The organism is Serratia sp. DD3, from assembly GCF_000496755.2.
Map to the genome: position 1 here is coordinate 133,875 of NZ_AYKS02000118.1, position 17,493 is coordinate 151,367.

A 17,493-nucleotide genomic window follows, 5' to 3' on the forward strand; every position below is an offset into this window, starting at 1 on the left:
CTTTAAGTGGAAATGTATATCGGAGAAGGGTTTGCAGGTAACGGCGTAAATGCCTCGCATATCAATATCATGATCGGACCGCGTAATGGTGTCGTCGGCCAGGCTTTCTCTTCCAGCTTGGCATCCCCCAGCCAGGGTCACTGCCCATTTATGGTGGTAATTAAACCTAACGTACCGGCTAAACCCATGACGCTGTATGTCAATAAAGCGGAAATTAGCGGTGAATTACACGGCAATTCAACTTGGGGAGCCTCACAAGCCGCTATCGCTAAGGCGGTGACTGAAGCACTACTGTCAGGAACCCTACCCGCAGAGGCTGAAGATGAATGGTGTATTGTCACCGCTAACTGGGTCAACCCCAGTTGCAACAATATTGACGAGGTCTATCACAACAACTACCTCGCCTGTACCCAAGCTATTCAGGCGGCAATGGAAAAACTGCCGACCCGCCACCAATTGACTGAAGCCCTGCCACAGTTGGGCAATCCGTTCTACACCCCAAAAGCCTGAGGAGGGAAGCATGCAGTACATTAATCTGGGTCAATGTGGTTTGAAAGTTTCTCGTTTGTGCTTGGGTACCATGAATATGGGCAGTAAACAGTGGAAACCGTGGATTTTCGATGAGGCACAAAGTGAACCGCTGATCCGCCATGCTTTGGAAAACGGGATTAACTTTATTGATCTAGCGGATTTTTACTCCAGTGGTGCGGGTGAAGAAGTGGTGGGCCGGGTGATCAAGCGCATTGCCAATCGTGATGAACTGGTGCTGACCACCAAAGTAGGCTACCCGATTGGCGCGGGGTTCAACAACCAGGGACATTCACGTAAACATATCATGGCCAGTATCGATGCCAGTTTGCAGCGTTTGGGCACCGATTACGTCGATATCTATATGTTGCATTACTTCGATGTGAATACCCCCATTGAAGAAACCTGGGCAGCGATGAATGATATCGTCCATTCTGGCAAGGCTCGCTATGTTGGGGTATCGACCATGTATACCTGGCAGTTAGCCAAAATCCTATGGTATTGCGAGCGTAATGGCTATACCAAACCCATTAATATGCAACTGCAACTCAACTGTGCTTACCGTGAGGAAGAGCGTGAAATGATACCGTTTTGCCGTGATCAGGGGTTGGGTATTTCAGTCTTCAGCCCATTGGCTCGCGGGCTATTAAGTTGCGATTTCAACTCTGTGCGCAACAAGACCGATTTTTTTACCCAAGAAATGTATGCTGATGCGACTTCGCTTAACATAGCGCAGTCGGTTAGCCGGGTGGCTGAGCAACGAGGTATACCACCAGCACAGGTCGCTCAAGCCTGGGTACTTAACCACCCAGGTGTAGATTGTATGTTAGTTGGTGCCGACTCGATACAACAGATCAACAGTGCCATTGCCGCACTAGATACCCAGCTCAATGACGAAGAACAGCATGAGCTGGAGCGTAATTACACCCCTTGCGATGTCATTAATGACTACACCGCGGGCAAGCGTATTCTGCGTGACAGCCGCCCAGCACGCGGTTTTTTTGCAGTGGATAACCTAGAAACAAGGAATATTGCATGACAGCTTATGCCTCCTTACTGCGTACCGGTTGGTATTGCAATGGCCAGTGGCAAACGACCCCACAAACGTATCCCGTCGATAATCCCGCCAGTGGTGAAAAAATTGCTGATGTTGCCCTGGCTGGCCGTGCAGAAACTGAAGCTGCCATTGCCGCAGCAGCGGCGGCGCTACCGGCCTGGCGTGCTCAAACCGCCAAAGCACGGTCAGAAATTTTGCGACGCTGGTTCCAGTTGATCATGCAGCATCAACAAGCACTGGCTGAGTTGATGGTGACCGAACAAGGTAAAGTCCTCAGCGAAGCCATCGGCGAAGTGGCTTACGCCGCCAGCTTTATTGAATGGTTTTCCGAAGAGGCTAAACGTGCCTATGGCAAAACCATCCCGGCAACCAAAAATGGCAATCAGATCCTCACCTTTAAAGAGCCGGTGGGTGTTATTGCGGCCATTACGCCATGGAACTTTCCATTAGCCATGCTGACACGCAAATTGGGCCCGGCACTGGCGGCTGGTTGTACTGCGGTGATTAAGCCAGCCAATGAAACTCCGCTCAGCGCTTTCGCGTTGATTGTATTAGCCCAACAAGCCGGGGTTCCAGCCGGGGTGATTAATGCGGTTTCCGGCGATACCGTCGCCATTGGTGAAACACTGATGGCGAGCCCGCTAGTGCGTAAAATTTCTTTCACTGGTTCAACGCCGGTGGGTAAGTTATTAATGCGCCAAGCAGCAGATACAGTGAAAAAGCTGTCTCTGGAACTGGGCGGTAATGCACCTTTTATCGTGTTTGATGATGCCGATCTTGATGTAGCCATTGCCGGCGCAATGGCCGCCAAATTCCGCAACAGCGGGCAGACTTGCATATGTGTTAACCGTTTCTACATTCAGGACGGTATTTATGACCGCTTTGTCCAGAAACTGACGGATGCCGCAAAAGCGTTAAAGGTTGCTTCAGGTATGACGCCAGGAGCACAACAAGGGCCGCTAATCCATATCAAAGCAGTAGAAAAAGTGGAGGCACACCTACAGGACGCCCTGAAGTTAGGTGCGAAGCTGATGTGCGGCGGTAAGCGCGCCGACTTAGGGGGATCATTCTTCCAACCTACGGTGTTGGCTAACGCCACAGAGCAGATGCGGTTAGCGCAGGAAGAGACCTTTGGCCCGCTGGCTGCCTGTTTCCGCTTTACCGATGAGGATGAAGTCATCACCCGAGCTAACGCAACCCCCTTTGGGTTAGCGGCTTATCTGTATACCCGTGATTTGGCGCGCGCCTTGCGTGTTACCAAAGCATTGGAAAGCGGCATGGTAGGTATTAATGAAGGGATTATTTCTACTGAGGTCGCCCCTTTTGGTGGGGTGAAAGAGTCAGGCCTGGGGCGCGAAGGGGCGGATATCGGCCTGGATGAATATCAGGAAACCAAATACGTCAATATCGGCCAACTGCTGTAAATTCGATAAACTGTTGTGAATTCGATAAACAAAAGAAAGGCGCTGTTTCCAGCGCCATTAACAGTAATTTTTTAATAAAATTACTCTTTTTTCTCGCCTTTACTTTCTGCCAGTAATTTGTCCAGTGCATCCCCACCGATATGGCGGAAATCCTGGCCCTTGACGAAATAGAAGATAAATTCACAAATGTTCTGGCAACGATCACCGATACGTTCGATAGAACGGGCACAGAATAACGCCGTCAATACACTGGGAATGGTACGCGAATCTTCCATCATGTAGGTCATCAACTGGCGCACGATACCCTCATACTCCTGATCGACCTTCTTGTCTTCACGGTAAATACGGATCGCTTCATCCAGATCCATACGCGCAAAGGCATCCAGCACATCATGCAGCATCTGAACGGTATGGCGCCCCAAAGACTCCAGGCTGACCAACAGCGGTTGATGCTGGTGAGAAAATTTCTCCAGTGCCGTACGGCAGATTTTATCTGCAACGTCACCGATACGTTCCAGTTCAGAAATGGTCTTGATAATCGCCATCACCAAGCGTAAATCGCTGGCGGTTGGCTGGCGCTTGGCAATGATACGCACACAGGCTTCATCAATGGCTACTTCCATCATATTGACCTTGGCATCACCCTCGATCACCCGTTTAGCCAGCTCACCATCCTGGTTATGCATCGCCGTGATAGCATCACTCAGTTGCTGTTCAACCAGCCCACCCATCGTCAACACCTGGGTGCGGATATACTCAAGCTCTGCGTTGAACTGGCCAGAAATATGTTTGTTTAAATTCAGATTGTCCATGATGCACCCTTATCAACCATAACGGCCAGTAATGTAATCTTCAGTCTGCTTTTTCTGCGGTGCAGTAAACAAGGTGTCAGTATCACTGAACTCGATCAACTCCCCCAGATACATAAATGCGGTGGAGTCAGAACAACGTGCCGCCTGCTGCATATTATGGGTCACAATAACCACGGTATACTCAGACTTCAGTTCACTGATTAACTCTTCAATTTTACCAGTTGAAATAGGGTCAAGTGCCGAACACGGCTCATCCAGCAATAACACTTCTGGCCGAATGGCAATACCACGCGCAATACACAAACGCTGCTGTTGACCACCAGACAAGCTATAACCGCTCTGGTGCAACTTATCCTTGGTTTCATTCCACAGTGCCGCCTTGGTCAGCGCCCACTGAACACGCTCATCCATATCTGCACGGGACAGCTTTTCAAACAGACGTACACCGAAAGCAATATTGTCATAAATCGACATCGGGAACGGTGTTGGCTTTTGAAACACCATGCCCACCTTGGCACGCAGTAAGGCGATATCCTGGTTATCCGTCAGAATATTTTGCCCATCCAATATAATATCGCCTTCGGCATGTTGCTCTGGATATAGCTGATACATCTTGTTGAAAGTACGTAACAACGTTGATTTACCGCAACCCGATGGGCCGATAAAGGCCGTTACCTTATTCTCGGCAATATCCAGGGTGATGTTTTTCAGCGCATGGAATTTGCCATAGTAAAAGTTCAGATCGCGTACCTGAATTTTGCTGCTGGGAGCGTCAGTAACCATACTCATCAAGACTTCTCTCTTTTCACCGCGCCGAACCAACGGCGCTTAAATTTTTATGAATGCTTTTTCTTGGCAAAAATCACACGCGCCAGGATATTCAGTAACAGTACGCACAGGGTGATCAACAATACGCCTGCCCAAGCCAATTGCTGCCATTCGGCAAACGGGCTCATGGCAAACTTGAAGATGGTCACTGGCAGGTTGGCAATCGGCTGCATCAGGTCGGTATTCCAGAACTGATTTGACAGCGAGGTAAACAGCAATGGCGCTGTTTCACCTGCAATACGTGCTATAGCCAGTAATACACCGGTAATGATACCGGAGATAGAAGCTTTCAAGGTAATGGCAGAAATAATACGCCATTTGGGTGTTCCCAGTGCATGAGCGGCCTCACGCAACGTATCGGGCACCAGTCTGAGCATGTTCTCGGTGGTGCGGATCACAATCGGGATCTGCAGCAAAGCCAAGGCAATAATCCCCGCCCATCCAGAGAAGTGCTCCATTTTAGCCACCACCACGGTGTAAACAAACAACCCCACCACGATTGACGGCGCAGACAGCAAAATATCGTTAATAAAGCGGATCACCTCAGCCAACCAGGATTTACGGCCATATTCCGCCAGATAAACGCCTGCCATGATGCCCAACGGTGTACCGAAGACGGTCGCCCACAGAATCAGCAAACCACTACCGGCAATGGCGTTAGCCAAACCGCCGCCGGCCGTATTGGGTGGTGGCGTCATTTCGGTGAATAACGCCAGCGACATACCATCGATGCCCTTGGTAATGGTAGAAAACAGAATCCACACCAACCAGAACAGACCAAAGGCCATCGTCGCCAGTGACAAGAACAGTGCAATGCGGTTTTTCTGGCGGCGCCAAGCCTGCATTTTACGGCGGCTTTCCGCCAGCTCTACAGAATCCAACATGGTCACTTTAACGCCCCTCATTTTTAGCCAAGCGCATAACCATCAGTTTTGACAGCGCAAGGACGATAAAAGTGATAACAAACAGGATCAGCCCCAGTTGCATTAATGCTGAGGTGTGCAGCCCCGACTCCGCTTCAGCGAATTCATTGGCCAATGCTGAGGTAATACTGTTGCCAGGCATAAACAGTGAGAAACTGTCGAGTTGGTAGGTGTTACCGATAATGAAGGTGACTGCCATGGTTTCCCCCAAAGCTCGCCCCAGACCCAGCATAATACCGCCAATCACCCCATTTTTAGTAAACGGTAAGACAATACGCGAAATCACTTCCCAGGTAGTACAACCAATACCGTAGGCGGACTCTTTCATCATTACCGGGGTTTGTTCGAATACATCACGCATAACTGCGGCAATGTAAGGAATAATCATAATAGCCAGGATCACCCCGGCAGCCAGAATACCGATACCGAAAGCCGGGCCAGAAAATAATTCACCAACAATCGGAATACCAGAAAGGACATTGCCCACCGGAGTCTGGAAATATTGGGCGAACAGTGGAGCAAACACGAACAGACCCCACATACCGTAAACAATACTTGGGATCGCCGCTAACAGTTCAATGGCGATACCTAACGGGCGCTTAAGCCAATTAGGGGCGAGTTCCGTCAGGAACAGCGCAATACCAAAACTGACCGGGACCGCAATGATCAAGGCAATCAGAGAGGTGACTAACGTCCCGTAAATAGGGACTAAGGCACCGAACTGCTCAGCGGGTGCATCCCACTCTTTGGTCCACAGAAAAGCGAAACCAAACGCCTGCATACTTGGCCAGGAGGCAATAATCAGCGAAACAATAATGCCGCCCAGCAGCAATAAGGTAATCAGCGCGGCCAGTCTAACCAGCGCGCTGAAGATAATGTCACCGTTTTTACTCGGTGCTTTAATGGTCGGTTTAGGCCCAGCCATAGATTACTCTTCTGTTATAAAGCTTAAAGGGCTCAGCTTACTGAGCCCCGACACATCAGGCAAGGTGTATACCACACCTCTTGTGTTTTTAGAATAATGCTTTACCAGAACTGTCTTTGATATTGGTCTTCCAAGCTGCACGGACTTGCTCAACTACCTCATCTGGCAGTATAGCGTAGTCCAGTTCAAGAGCCTGTTTAGCACCCTGGTTATAGGCCCAATCAAAGAACTTCAGTACTTCTGTACCTTGCTCTGGTTTCTTCTGCTCTTTGTGCATCAGAATAAAGGTAGTGGAAGTAATTGGCCAAGCATTATTACCTTTTTGGTTGGTCAAGTCCTGAGCGAAGGTTTTACTCCAGTCGGCACCTTTGGCTGCAGCGCTAAAGCTCTCTTTGGTTGGGCTCACTGGCTCACCATCAGCAGAGACTAATTTAGTGTAGGCCAGATTATTCTGTTTGGCATAAGCGTATTCTACATAACCGATAGAACCAGGTAAACGTTGGACAAATGCAGCAATACCGTCATTGCCCTTACCACCTAAACCGGTTGGCCACTTAACCGTTGAACCGGTACCCACTTTCTCTTTCCACTGAGGATTAACCTTAGACAGATAGCTGGTGAAGACGAAAGAAGTACCAGAACCGTCTGCACGGCGTACCACGGCAATATTCTGATCTGGCAACTTAACGCCTGGGTTCAGTTTAGTGATCGCTGGGTCATTCCATTTTGTGATATTACCCAAGTAGATATCACCCAGGGTTTGACCATCGAGAGTCAGTTCACCGGATTTGATGCCTGGGATGTTGACAGCCAGTACCACACCGCCAATCACGGTTGGGAACTGAAACAGGCCATCGGCAGCCAGCTTATCGTCAGACAGAGGAGCATCGGAAGCACCAAAGTCAACGGTGTTAGCAATAATTTGCTTCACACCACCAGAGGAACCAATCCCCTGATAGTTAACTTTATTGCCAGTCTCTTTCTGATAAGAATCTGCCCACTTGGCATAAACCGGAGCGGGAAATGTCGCACCTGCACCGGTCAAGCTCGCAGCAGCGAATGCAGATACAGAGACCAAGGAGATAGTCGCTGCGACAATGCTGGCGACAGTGGTACGCATCAGTTTCATGATCCCTCCTAATGGGATATTTAAAAATCGACTTCGGGCTGTTTGAGTCAAATAAAGTATTGCTGATTGAAGGAAAATAGGACAGTTTCATGACAGTAAAATGTATAAAATATTACAGTTATATGACAATGATTGGATTTTTTGTTTTTTGTTTTATTATCAATATATTAAAAAACATCATGCAAAATATCAGCTGAGTAAAACCCTACCGATCCTCCAGGGCGGGATCGCACTTTGTTAATGAAGCTTGAACGGGCAGATCGTCTGTGATCTAATCACGTCTCCATATAGGAGGCACGCTCGATGACGTTGATTGAACACCTTACCCTTGTTGAAGAAACCCGCTCTGACATCAATCGTAAACATGACCTTGTTGACGTCATGTTTCTTGTCATCAGCGCCATCATGAGTGGTGCCGAAGGCTGGCGGGACATAGAGACCTATGGCAATTCAAAGGCCGATTGGCTCCGTCAGTATCGACCTTTTGCCAACGGCATCCCGCGCCGTCACACCATTGCCCGCATTTTGCGCTGCATTGTCATCGATACCCTGCTTGAAGCGTTGCTTTGCTGGGTCAATGAACAGCGCACCCATCAGGGCAAACCCATCATTGCCTTTGACGGCAAGGTGTTGCGCGGTTCCTACCGCGGAAATGCCGCCGAAGCTCTGCAACTGGTCACAGCCTACGATACCGAAAATGGTTTGGTTTTAAGCCAGAAAACAACCCCAAATAAGAAAGGGGAACTCGAAACGGTCAAAGAAATGCTGGAAATTCTTGAGCTTAAAGGCGCCGTTGTGACGCTTGATGCCTTGCATTGTCAGCGTGAGACGCTGGAGAAAATCAGCGAGAAGAAGGCACATGTGGTGGTTCAGGTAAAGAAGAACCAACCGAAGCTGTATCAAGCCGTTCAATCGCAATTTCAGGCACTCTTTGACGCACAGAAAGAGAAGATAATCGTCGAGCACAAAGAGAATGGTCATGGCCGCCAAGAAGAGCGCTATGTCTTTCAATTAAAATCAAAATTACCGCCCGAGCTGGCGGAGAAATGGCCGACAATCCGCAGCATCATCGCCGTTGAGCGTCACCGCAGCGCCAACGGAAAAGGAACGGTAGAGACCGCCTACTATGTCAGCTCGTTATCCCCCAAACACAAGCTGCTCGGGCACTATATTCGTCAACACTGGCGGATCGAGAACAGCCAGCATTACATTCTTGATGTGGTGTTCAATGAAGATGCCTCCAGAATAGCGATGGAGGATGCGGTCGAGAATATGGCGCTATTCCGGCGGTTTGTTCTGAATATCATAAAGTAGAGCAATTGTGGTGCGCCGAGTCAGAGAAACAAGCTAAAAAAGGCAGGTTGGGATGACAATTATCGGGCTCAGTTATTCTTTGGTTAAATAACAAGCAAAGTATGCTCCCGCCCTGACCGATCCTCACTCAAGTTCTGTACACGTCGATATTCAAGCTGCAGTCATGTCGTCTGGCCACCAGGAATATTCCCAGTAGAGCAGTTCATCCTTGAACTGCTTAAAAATCAATTCATTGCTACTTAACCCTTTTCCTGTAATGGAACAGTATCTTGTTTTTATCCCCAATATTTCTGTTTACTGGTTTTACCAATACCAGGGTTAAAACTGTTGGTCGGATCGGCTTCTTGGTAAAATACTTGCAAATCGGCTTTGGCCTGATACATATGCCCGACATTGTGCTCGGCAGGATACTCCGCACCTCTTTGGTCAATGAGCGCCAACATTTCTTCTTTTAATGCCTTGCTGTCTACTCCTTTTTTCACCAGGTAATCATTATGAAAAACGTGACACATAAAGTGGCCGCAATATAGTTTCTTAAGGAGCTTGTTGTCGATCTCTGGTGGCAAGGTTTCAAACCATTCGGAATCGTTGCGACGTAACGCGATATCCAGCGCCAAAATCTCCTGTACCTGATCGGCATGCACCGCCTGGTAGCGCACGGCAGCCCCCGCTGCAGCAAAGCGATGCAAAAATGCTTTTTTGCCTTCTTCTTCGGTGCAAACAAAGAAGTCACCGTCAGCCTGGGTAAAGTAATGCTGTAGATAATTCTGTGCTTCTGCTACCCCTGGGCCTGACATTTTGAGCATAAGATGATGTTCGAAGCGTTCGCGGTACTCTTTTAGGCTTATTGGCAAATGGTTGGGGGATAAACCACTTATTTTCTGCATCATGCGGTCGACAAGATTACGGGGCAGAAATGGCACTTTATTCAGATAGGTATCCATACGCCCTTTCAGGGTAAAGAAACGAGGCATCTGTTCGGTGCCAAACTTATCTATCATCATAAATGTATCTTTGCCATAACGCTCAGCAACATCAAAAATGTCGCGGTGCATATACTCACCCGCTACTGGCAGGTTTTCAAATTTACTGAGTATATGGCGCCGCAATTCGGTGAACACCGCCGTATTGTTGGTGCCGATATAGAACACCTGTTCAATACCCTCTTTGGCGAAAGTATCTAAGCGCACAGCAAATACCGCCAGTTTGCCAGCACAACCAGAGGCGCCATATAAACGGCGTTTGTCTGCATTAAAACGAGAAGGCGTATCTGCATCAACATCACGTACCCGACTAACATATTCATTGTCTGACGCTCTTAGCGTGCCATACTCTATATCTTCTGGTTGGTAATTCTGTTGTTCTAATCGAGTAAGGATTTCTTCCGGCGTATTGCCTAGTTTAATCCCTAACTCATTGACTAACTGCAGTTGACCATCAGCGCCTAACTTGGCGTACAACGCCATTTCAGTATAGGCTGGGCCACGTTTTACTAACGAACCTCCTGAACTGTTACAGATACCACCCACCACCGAAGCACCGATGCATGAAGATCCGATCACAGAATGAGGTTCGCGATCGTAAGGCTTGAGTTTTTTTTCCAACCCGGCAAGTGTACTTCCAGGGAAGCAGACAACCTGCTTACCATGATCCAATAGATGCAGATGGTCGAGCCGCAGCGTATTAATAACCACCACTTCACGATCATAATCATCGCCAAACGGTGTTGAGCCGCCAGTCAGGCCGGTATTTGCTGCCTGCATAATCACAACTGTATCGGCAGCAACACATAATTGTAAAATCTGCCAGAGTTGCAACAAACCGCTGGGAAATACCACTGCCAGAGCTTTGCCCTCGCCGGTGCGGAATCCTCTGCGATAACGAGCGGTACTGTTTTCACTGGTGAGCAGTTGAGAACTACCGACAATATTTTTTAGCTGATTGATAAACTCCTGATTTGTGTATGACATCATGTCACTCCTCTTCCTGTTCATAGAAATTTAAGTGTTTGTTGCATTAATGTAAGCAAGCCAGTCTAAGTTACGTTGTCTGACAACAAACAACAAATGGTAAAAATTATTAATGAGTCGTAGCGTCATGCAAATTACTCAGTGGTGAGGTGTTCGGCGTTGGAGCATTAATTTTGGTTTGATGATAAATATACCCAAAATCATGCGAATTGATTGTAGGCGGTAAGCGATATCATCCCCAGCATAATGCCATCGAAACCATCAAGGTTGTTACCGACAGTAAACAGGGAAATCTCCATACCGATGGCAACATCCAGCGTGGTTTTATACCCGTCGCCAATGAAGCTGCAGCGGTGTTGACTACACTCGTTCACCCGAATCACTTACCCATGTAAGATCATCGGGATTCTCTCGTTTGCCTCCTACCTGCAACTTCATTGAACTTGGATATAGACACATCAATTCCCACACAGAGTGGATTTGGCAGACTCATTATTACCCCATTGCTTATACGAAATGAGGTCGGACAGGACAACTGTTCAGGGTTCAAATGCGTTGCTCAATTGATCAGCTATCAGTCGGGGAACGGGCTTTAAACCCAAGGAGCAAACAAACACATAAACTGTGCCAAAACTAGGGGCTGTTGATCTTTCGTGGTGGATTATTAGGCGGCATGAAGGACTGGTATAATTAACCTGAGATCTGGTTAAGCCGTCATCAGCACCATCATTTCGGGATGGCTCAACTTGATTGATGGCTTATCTTCTTTGAAACAGTACGCGACCAGTCCGCATACCATATTCAGCATAAAACCATGCAAACTCCTGTGTCGTGTATGCTCTATTTGTGAGATGTTTTTTAGTTGGTCATTGATAGTCTCAATGATAAAGCGCTTTGATAACATTGCCTTATCCCACGCGGATTGCGCTTTCGCTTTCATATTGTTACGTACACCCGTGATAAAATTTACACCTTCAGAAGCTAATTCTGCCGCCAAAGCCTGGCTAATATAGCCCTTGTCTCCATACAATTGGCCCGTTAAGCCTTCCGCCAATTCCTTCACAGGGACCCGGTCGTCAACGTTGGCTGTGGTCAGCTTGGCGGCCACCATTTCACCTAAGTAGTTGACAATAATGTGTAATTTGAAACCGTAAAACCAACCCATCGTCCCTTTTCCCCGTTTGGCTACTCCATCGAAGACCTTATTGCGTGGGATACGAATGTTGTGACAAACCTTGATGCTGGTCGAGTCGATAAATTCAATCCCCGTCGGTTGTCCTTTAATCGATGTAAAATAGCTACATAAGGGCACCATGACCGATGACATGACGCCTAAAAAGCGGGTGTAACTGAGGAGTTCCGGAAAATCCTGACGGTGGTACATTCAAATGATCCCCAGATAAAAACTCTTGAAATTCCTGTGGTTTGACATATGAAAAGCAATAAGGATGGTCATTATCTCGCTGGGACTCATGCGGGAAGAACGCCGCCGTTTGCGACTACCGTTCTCCAGGCACTGCTGTTCCCATAATGGGATGAAGACCCTGCAAAAATCATCGACATCACAGAAGAGTTCTACTAGGGGCTGTTGATCTTTCGTGGTGGATTATTAGGCGGCATGAAGGACTGGTATAATTACTTTCGCCAAAAACTAACCACGACAGCCCAACATGCCAAGAACGATATTAACAGATGAATACTGGTCAAAGCTAATCCGCTTAATGCTGAGAACGGGTCGCGTCTATGACAAGCCAGAACATAGAAATACTTTAGAAGGGATTTTGTATCAAATGCGGGTTGGCTGCCCTTGGCGTGATGTTCCAGCCGCTTTTGGACATTGGAGTGCCATCTACCGGCGGTTTAACTTGTGGTCAAAGAAAGGCATTCTTATGCAACTCTTTGTCGAGCTTAGGCAATTGGCTGATTTAGAATGGGAATTTATAGAAGGTAGCATTGTTAAAGCCCATCAACATGCGACAGGCGCTTGCTCTGAGGGCAAAGAGTCTATAGGAAAAAGCCGTGGTGGCAACACGACGAAAATCCATATGGCTGTTGATAGTTGTGGCTTACCGATAGATTTCATTGTCACGGGCGGTGAAGTTCATGACAGTAAAGCTACTCCGGAATTACTTGATAGGTTGCCAGATGCAGAGCATGTTATTGCAGATCGGGGGTATGACAGTGAGAAAATCCGTGAGCAGGTTCGGCAGAAAAGGGGAATACCGACCATACCCCGCAAACGGAACTCAAAGATTGGGAATGGCGATATTGACTGGTGTTTGTACAAATATCGCCACCTTGTAGAGAATGCCTTTGCCAGGTTAAAGCATTACCGCTCAGTAGCCACAAGATACGATAAGTTAGCCCGAAATTACGCAAGTACAGTAGCTTTGGCTTGTTGCCTCATGTGGCTGCCAATGTGGGTTGGCTGAATGATGAACAGCAAAGATCAACAAGCCCTAATTAACTTCATATTTCCCCTGTTTTAAGATAAAAAGAGTATAGATAACCATGTGATAGATAACTATGTGACTGGTGCGTTCAAGTCCGCCTGAAGCAGACTTGAACGCTGTTTTCAGTTGCCCTGATACGGGCACAAGCCTCCTGAATGAGGCGTGTAACTATAGCCAACACCCAAGTAGTATGAAGGGTATCAATACCAGGGAATGATAATGACACTCTATAGGATTAAGCCTGCCTTTCAGGCCTTGTTACGTCCAATAATGTATTGTCTGGAAAAACATCATGTAACAGCCAACCAGGTCACACTGGCCGCGATGGTGCTCTCATTTCTGGTTGGCGGAATACTGATGCTATTTCCGCAACCTGGTCTGTTTTATCTGCTTCCGATTGTGTTATTTATCCGTATGGCGCTCAATGCACTGGATGGCATGTTAGCCCGGGAGTGCAACCAGAAAAGCCGCCTCGGGGCGATACTGAATGAAATAGGTGATGTCCTTTCTGATGTTGCCTTATATCTGCCTTTTATCTTTCTCGCAAACAGTAACGCACCGCTGGTACTGGTGATGTTATTCATCATGGTGTTAACCGAATTTTGTGGAATTCTGGTACAAACCATTAACGGGACACGTAACTATGCTGGGCCACTGGGTAAAAGTGACCGGGCGTTGATGTTTGGTTCCTGGGGTTTGGTGCTGGCTATCTGGCCGCAACTGGTTAGCTGGAACAATCTGGTGTGGGGCATAGCAACGTTATTACTGGTCTGGACGGTCATCAATCGCTGCCGTAGCGCCTTGGTAGAGGAGCCGCAATAATGTTGCTGGAAAAATCCCTGGCCGTTATTTTTGCCCTGTTACTGATCGCTACCCTCATTAATGGGCTGTTGGTCTGGTTGCGCCCAGAGAAAAACTGGCGTGAATTAACGCTGCGCATCCGTACCTGGTGGGTCATTATCATCTTGTTTTCCCTGGCGATGATCAGCCCCCACTGGCTGGCATTGACTTTTTTCGCGCTGGTCAGTTTTATAGCGTTGAAGGAATATTTGACCCTGATTCCCTCCCGATATTCTGACCGGATGCCCATATTGTGGATGTTTATCGCCATTCCCATCAACTATTGGCTGATTGGCGCTAACTGGTATGGCATGTTCATTGTGTTTATTCCGGTCTATGTCTTTTTATTCCTTCCCGCTCGCATGGTGATTTCTGGCGATACGCATAGCTTTCTAAGCAGTGTGTCGCAGTTACACTGGGGCCTGATGACTACGGTCTTTGCCTTCAGTCATGTGGCCTTTTTGCTGGTTCTCCCTGCCAATGGCCAGCAAACAGGGGCCCTTTTGGTGCTATTTCTGGTCGGTCTGACAGAATTTAACGACATTACACAGTATCTGTGGGGCAAATCTCTGGGGCGGATTAAAGTCACGCCGAAAGTCAGCCCAAATAAAACCCTGGCTGGCTTGCTCGGTGGCATCGCCAGCACCACGTTGGCGGCGGTATTGCTTGGCCCGCTACTCACCCCATTAAGCTGGAATATGGCGCTGCTGGCCGGGTTGATTATTGGTGTGACGGGGTTCTGCGGTGATATTGTGATGTCAGCAATCAAACGCGATATCGGTGTAAAAGATAGCGGAACACTGCTCCCTGGCCATGGCGGTATTCTTGACCGCTTGGACTCCCTGATCTTCACCGCCCCGGTTTTCTTCCACTTTATTCGTTACTTCTATTACTGACATTATGGTGAAAAAACTTCTCAAAACACTATTTTCACTCTGTATCGTCTGGCCGGTAATTTGGTTATGGCTTGGGCTACGAGTAAAACACCCACAACGACTGCCCAAACAAGGGCCGGCGATTATCGTGGCAAATCATAACAGCCATATGGATGCGTTTACGCTGTTATCACTGTTCTCAATTCATCAACAACACAATGTCCACCCGGTGGCCGCTGCAGACTATTTTCTGCGTAACCGCTGGTTGGCGTGGTTTACGCTTAATATTCTCAATATTATCCCGGTCTCGCGCCAAGGAGGGGAAACCAATCCACTGGCACTTTGTGAACAAGCATTACGCGACAATAAGATTCTGATCTTGTTTCCTGAAGGTAGCCGTGGTGAACCAGGAAAATTGGCACCACTAAAATCAGGGCTGTGGCATCTTAGCCAAAGTCTGCCGGAGGTACCGATTATCCCCATCTGGCTGAAAGGGACAGAACAGGTTATGGCAAAAGGCAACCGCATTCCTTTGCCGTTGTTTATTGATGTCAATGTAGGTGAGCCACTGTACTCTCACCCGGATAAGAGCCAGTTTAAGGAAGCGCTATTACAGCGTTTATTACAACTCCGGCAGGAGACTCAAGGAAATGAATCCCATGATTAATACCCGTACGCCAGACGAAAAGTGTTTTCTGACCAGCGACCAGACTGAACTGTTTTATCGCCACTGGCCAGCGCAGGAAAACGGCGAAATAAATAAAATCATCGTTTTGTTCCATCGCGGCCATGAGCACTCTGGGCGTATGCAACACATTGTTGATGAATTAGCTATGCCGGATAGCGCATTCTATGCTTGGGATGCACGGGGACATGGGCGTTCGCCAGGTCAACGCGGTTACAGCCCATCGCTGACCCGCTCAGTACAGGATATGGATGAATTTGTTCGCTTTGTTGCTACCGAAAATAATGTGCCCCTGGAGAATATTACCGTGGTAGCACAAAGCGTTGGGGCGGTACTGGCTGCGACCTGGGTACACGACTATGCGCCAGCCATTCGCGGCTTGGTGCTGGCATCACCCGCGTTTAAGGTTAAGTTGTATGTACCGTTTGCACGTAGCGGGCTGGCACTTTTGCACCGTTTGCGCGGGTTGTTTTTCGTCAACTCTTACGTCAAAGGCAAATACCTGACACACGACCCCGAGCGGGTAGCCAGCTTTGATCATGATCCTTTAGTTACCCGGCCAATCGCCGTCAATATATTGCTTGATCTCTACCGTACTGCGGAACGCGTAGTACGCGACGCCGCTGCAATTACCCTACCAGTACAGTTACTGATTTCCGGCAATGACCATGTTGTCCACCGCAAGCCGCAATTGGATTTCTACCAGGGGTTACGCAGCCAATTAAAAGAATTGCACATCCTCCCTGGTTTTTATCATGACACGCTCGGTGAGCGGGATCGCCACATCGCATTCGACAAAATGCGCAGTTTTATCGACACCCTGTACGCCTTGCCACCGCAACGCTTCGATTACAGTAATGAAGACCGCTGGAGCCCAAGTGCTGATACTTGGCGAATGCTCAGTGGCGGCCCGGTTCCCTATTCTCTCGATGATGTGGCTTATCGCGCAATGCGTTATGGCATGAAAATGCTGGGTACCCAGTCAACTGGCGTGAAGTTAGGGTTTGAGACTGGTTTTGATTCCGGTAGCACCCTGGATTATGTCTATCGTAACCAACCACAAGGAAGTAACTGGCTAGGTCGGCAAATCGATAAGAACTACCTCAATAGCATTGGTTGGCAAGGGATCCGTCAGCGTAAACTTCATCTGCAGCAACTTATCCAACAAGCAGTAGCGCAGTTGGCCACACAAGGGACGCCAGTGCGTGTAGTGGATGTTGCCGCCGGGCATGGTCGCTATGTGTTGGATGCGTTGGCGAGTGAACCCCTCGTCAGTCATATTCTCCTGCGTGATTACAGTGAACTGAATGTCGAGAAAGGACAGGAAATGATCGCTTCACGCGGCATGGAAGATAAGGCCCATTTTGAACGTGGTGACGCTTTTAACCGCGATGAACTGGCTGCATTAACGCCACGCCCAACGCTGGGTATCGTTTCTGGGCTTTACGAGCTATTTCCTGAAAATACACTGGTACGTAATTCGTTAGCTGGGTTGGCAGAGGCCATTGAACCCGGGGGGATATTGATCTACACCGGGCAACCGTGGCATCCGCAGTTAAAAACCATCGCCTGGTCCCTCACCAGCCATAAAGATGGTAAGGCGTGGGTAATGCGTGTACGTACCCAAGGGGAAATGGATGCCTTGGTGCAAGAAGCCGGTTTTGATAAATGTGCCCAGTTAATTGATCAGTGGGGGATTTTTACTGTTTCACTGGCGGTGCGTCGCTAAG

The 17,493-nt window shown here is 48.3% G+C and carries 15 protein-coding genes and 2 pseudogenes; 9 read left to right on the forward strand and 8 right to left on the reverse strand.

Annotation, left to right across the window (positions count from 1 at the left end):
* The first annotated feature begins 6 nt into the window (after positions 1–6).
* From fae to IO95_RS21995, 3 genes are read left to right on the forward strand one after another with little or no spacing between them, the layout of a single operon-like run.
* A complete protein-coding gene (gene fae, locus IO95_RS21985) occupies positions 7–510 on the forward strand; it encodes a formaldehyde-activating enzyme (RefSeq protein WP_023491297.1) in 504 nt (167 codons plus the stop codon).
* Between the two features lie 10 nt (positions 511–520).
* Positions 521–1,567, forward strand: coding sequence for an aldo/keto reductase (locus IO95_RS21990; RefSeq protein ID WP_023491298.1), 1,047 nt, complete (start codon positions 521–523; stop codon positions 1,565–1,567).
* Positions 1,564–3,009, forward strand: coding sequence for an NAD-dependent succinate-semialdehyde dehydrogenase (locus IO95_RS21995; RefSeq protein ID WP_023491300.1), 1,446 nt, complete (start codon positions 1,564–1,566; stop codon positions 3,007–3,009). The genes IO95_RS21990 and IO95_RS21995 overlap by 4 nt, the downstream gene beginning before the upstream one ends.
* 80 nt (positions 3,010–3,089) lie before the next feature.
* Here the strand turns inward: IO95_RS21995 and phoU are convergent, their stop codons facing one another.
* The 5 genes from phoU to pstS form a co-directional block, all read right to left on the reverse strand.
* Positions 3,090–3,821, reverse strand: coding sequence for a phosphate signaling complex protein PhoU (gene phoU, locus IO95_RS22000; RefSeq protein ID WP_023491302.1), 732 nt, complete (start codon positions 3,819–3,821; stop codon positions 3,090–3,092).
* A gap of 12 nt (positions 3,822–3,833) precedes the next feature.
* Positions 3,834–4,604, reverse strand: coding sequence for a phosphate ABC transporter ATP-binding protein PstB (pstB, locus tag IO95_RS22005; protein WP_369794340.1), 771 nt, complete (start codon positions 4,602–4,604; stop codon positions 3,834–3,836).
* A gap of 53 nt (positions 4,605–4,657) precedes the next feature.
* Positions 4,658–5,533 carry a phosphate ABC transporter permease PstA gene (gene pstA, locus IO95_RS22010; protein ID WP_037385002.1) on the reverse strand — a complete coding sequence of 292 codons (876 nt, stop codon included), beginning with the start codon at positions 5,531–5,533 and terminating at the stop codon, positions 4,658–4,660.
* Positions 5,534–5,540: 7 nt separating this feature from the next.
* Complete coding sequence (pstC, locus tag IO95_RS22015) at positions 5,541–6,497, reverse strand: phosphate ABC transporter permease PstC (RefSeq protein WP_023490510.1); 957 nt, start codon at positions 6,495–6,497, stop codon at positions 5,541–5,543.
* 88 nt (positions 6,498–6,585) lie between these two features.
* Entirely contained in the window at positions 6,586–7,626 is a 1,041-nt protein-coding gene (pstS, locus tag IO95_RS22020; RefSeq protein WP_023490509.1) for a phosphate ABC transporter substrate-binding protein PstS, read from the reverse strand.
* 303 nt (positions 7,627–7,929) lie between these two features.
* Between pstS and IO95_RS22025 the strand changes: the two are divergent.
* Positions 7,930–9,027 (forward strand): annotated as a pseudogene (locus IO95_RS22025) (ISAs1 family transposase).
* 188 nt (positions 9,028–9,215) lie between these two features.
* Here the strand turns inward: IO95_RS22025 and dld are convergent.
* From dld to IO95_RS22035, 3 genes and pseudogenes are all read right to left on the reverse strand, one after another.
* On the reverse strand, positions 9,216–10,910 hold the full coding sequence (gene dld / locus IO95_RS22030) for a D-lactate dehydrogenase (protein WP_037384866.1): 1,695 nt from the start codon (positions 10,908–10,910) through the stop codon (positions 9,216–9,218).
* Positions 10,911–11,110: 200 nt separating this feature from the next.
* Positions 11,111–11,284 (reverse strand): hypothetical protein, encoded by a 174-nt coding sequence (locus IO95_RS25735; protein ID WP_160165614.1) that lies wholly within the window; start codon positions 11,282–11,284, stop codon positions 11,111–11,113.
* Between the two features lie 332 nt (positions 11,285–11,616).
* A pseudogene (locus IO95_RS22035) lies at positions 11,617–12,447 on the reverse strand (IS982 family transposase).
* Between the two features lie 133 nt (positions 12,448–12,580).
* On the opposite strand from IO95_RS22035, the gene IO95_RS22040 reads away from it, so the two are divergent.
* From IO95_RS22040 to IO95_RS22060, 5 genes are all read left to right on the forward strand, one after another.
* Positions 12,581–13,342, forward strand: a complete 762-nt coding sequence (locus IO95_RS22040) for an IS5 family transposase (protein ID WP_037384869.1) — start codon at positions 12,581–12,583, stop codon at positions 13,340–13,342.
* A gap of 240 nt (positions 13,343–13,582) precedes the next feature.
* The gene (locus tag IO95_RS22045) at positions 13,583–14,185 is read left to right on the forward strand and encodes a CDP-alcohol phosphatidyltransferase family protein (protein WP_023491148.1); all 603 of its coding nucleotides are present in this window, start codon (positions 13,583–13,585) and stop codon (positions 14,183–14,185) included.
* Positions 14,185–15,099, forward strand: coding sequence for a phosphatidate cytidylyltransferase (locus IO95_RS22050; RefSeq protein WP_023491147.1), 915 nt, complete (start codon positions 14,185–14,187; stop codon positions 15,097–15,099). The genes IO95_RS22045 and IO95_RS22050 overlap by 1 nt, the downstream gene beginning before the upstream one ends.
* Positions 15,100–15,103: 4 nt before the next feature.
* Positions 15,104–15,745, forward strand: a complete 642-nt coding sequence (locus IO95_RS22055) for a 1-acyl-sn-glycerol-3-phosphate acyltransferase (RefSeq protein WP_023491146.1) — start codon at positions 15,104–15,106, stop codon at positions 15,743–15,745.
* The gene (locus tag IO95_RS22060) at positions 15,738–17,492 is read left to right on the forward strand and encodes a bifunctional alpha/beta hydrolase/class I SAM-dependent methyltransferase (RefSeq protein ID WP_037384872.1); all 1,755 of its coding nucleotides are present in this window, start codon (positions 15,738–15,740) and stop codon (positions 17,490–17,492) included. The genes IO95_RS22055 and IO95_RS22060 overlap by 8 nt, the downstream gene beginning before the upstream one ends.
* Position 17,493 lies beyond the last annotated feature (1 nt).

Excerpts from the sequence above, each read along its gene's own strand:
- IO95_RS22060 (WP_037384872.1), top strand. The coding sequence starts at position 15,738 with ATGATTAATACCCGTACGCCAGACGAAAAGTGTTTTCTGACCAGCGAC.
- IO95_RS22055 (WP_023491146.1), top strand. The coding sequence starts at position 15,104 with ATGGTGAAAAAACTTCTCAAAACACTATTTTCACTCTGTATCGTCTGG.
- IO95_RS21990 (WP_023491298.1), top strand. The coding sequence starts at position 521 with ATGCAGTACATTAATCTGGGTCAATGTGGTTTGAAAGTTTCTCGTTTG.
- pstA (WP_037385002.1), bottom strand. The coding sequence starts at position 5,533 with ATGTTGGATTCTGTAGAGCTGGCGGAAAGCCGCCGTAAAATGCAGGCT.
- IO95_RS22050 (WP_023491147.1), top strand. The coding sequence starts at position 14,185 with ATGTTGCTGGAAAAATCCCTGGCCGTTATTTTTGCCCTGTTACTGATC.
- pstB (WP_369794340.1), bottom strand. The coding sequence starts at position 4,604 with ATGGTTACTGACGCTCCCAGCAGCAAAATTCAGGTACGCGATCTGAAC.
- IO95_RS22045 (WP_023491148.1), top strand. The coding sequence starts at position 13,583 with ATGACACTCTATAGGATTAAGCCTGCCTTTCAGGCCTTGTTACGTCCA.
- pstC (WP_023490510.1), bottom strand. The coding sequence starts at position 6,497 with ATGGCTGGGCCTAAACCGACCATTAAAGCACCGAGTAAAAACGGTGAC.
- IO95_RS22040 (WP_037384869.1), top strand. The coding sequence starts at position 12,581 with ATGCCAAGAACGATATTAACAGATGAATACTGGTCAAAGCTAATCCGC.
- IO95_RS21995 (WP_023491300.1), top strand. The coding sequence starts at position 1,564 with ATGACAGCTTATGCCTCCTTACTGCGTACCGGTTGGTATTGCAATGGC.
- dld (WP_037384866.1), bottom strand. The coding sequence starts at position 10,910 with ATGTCATACACAAATCAGGAGTTTATCAATCAGCTAAAAAATATTGTC.
- phoU (WP_023491302.1), bottom strand. The coding sequence starts at position 3,821 with ATGGACAATCTGAATTTAAACAAACATATTTCTGGCCAGTTCAACGCA.
- pstS (WP_023490509.1), bottom strand. The coding sequence starts at position 7,626 with ATGAAACTGATGCGTACCACTGTCGCCAGCATTGTCGCAGCGACTATC.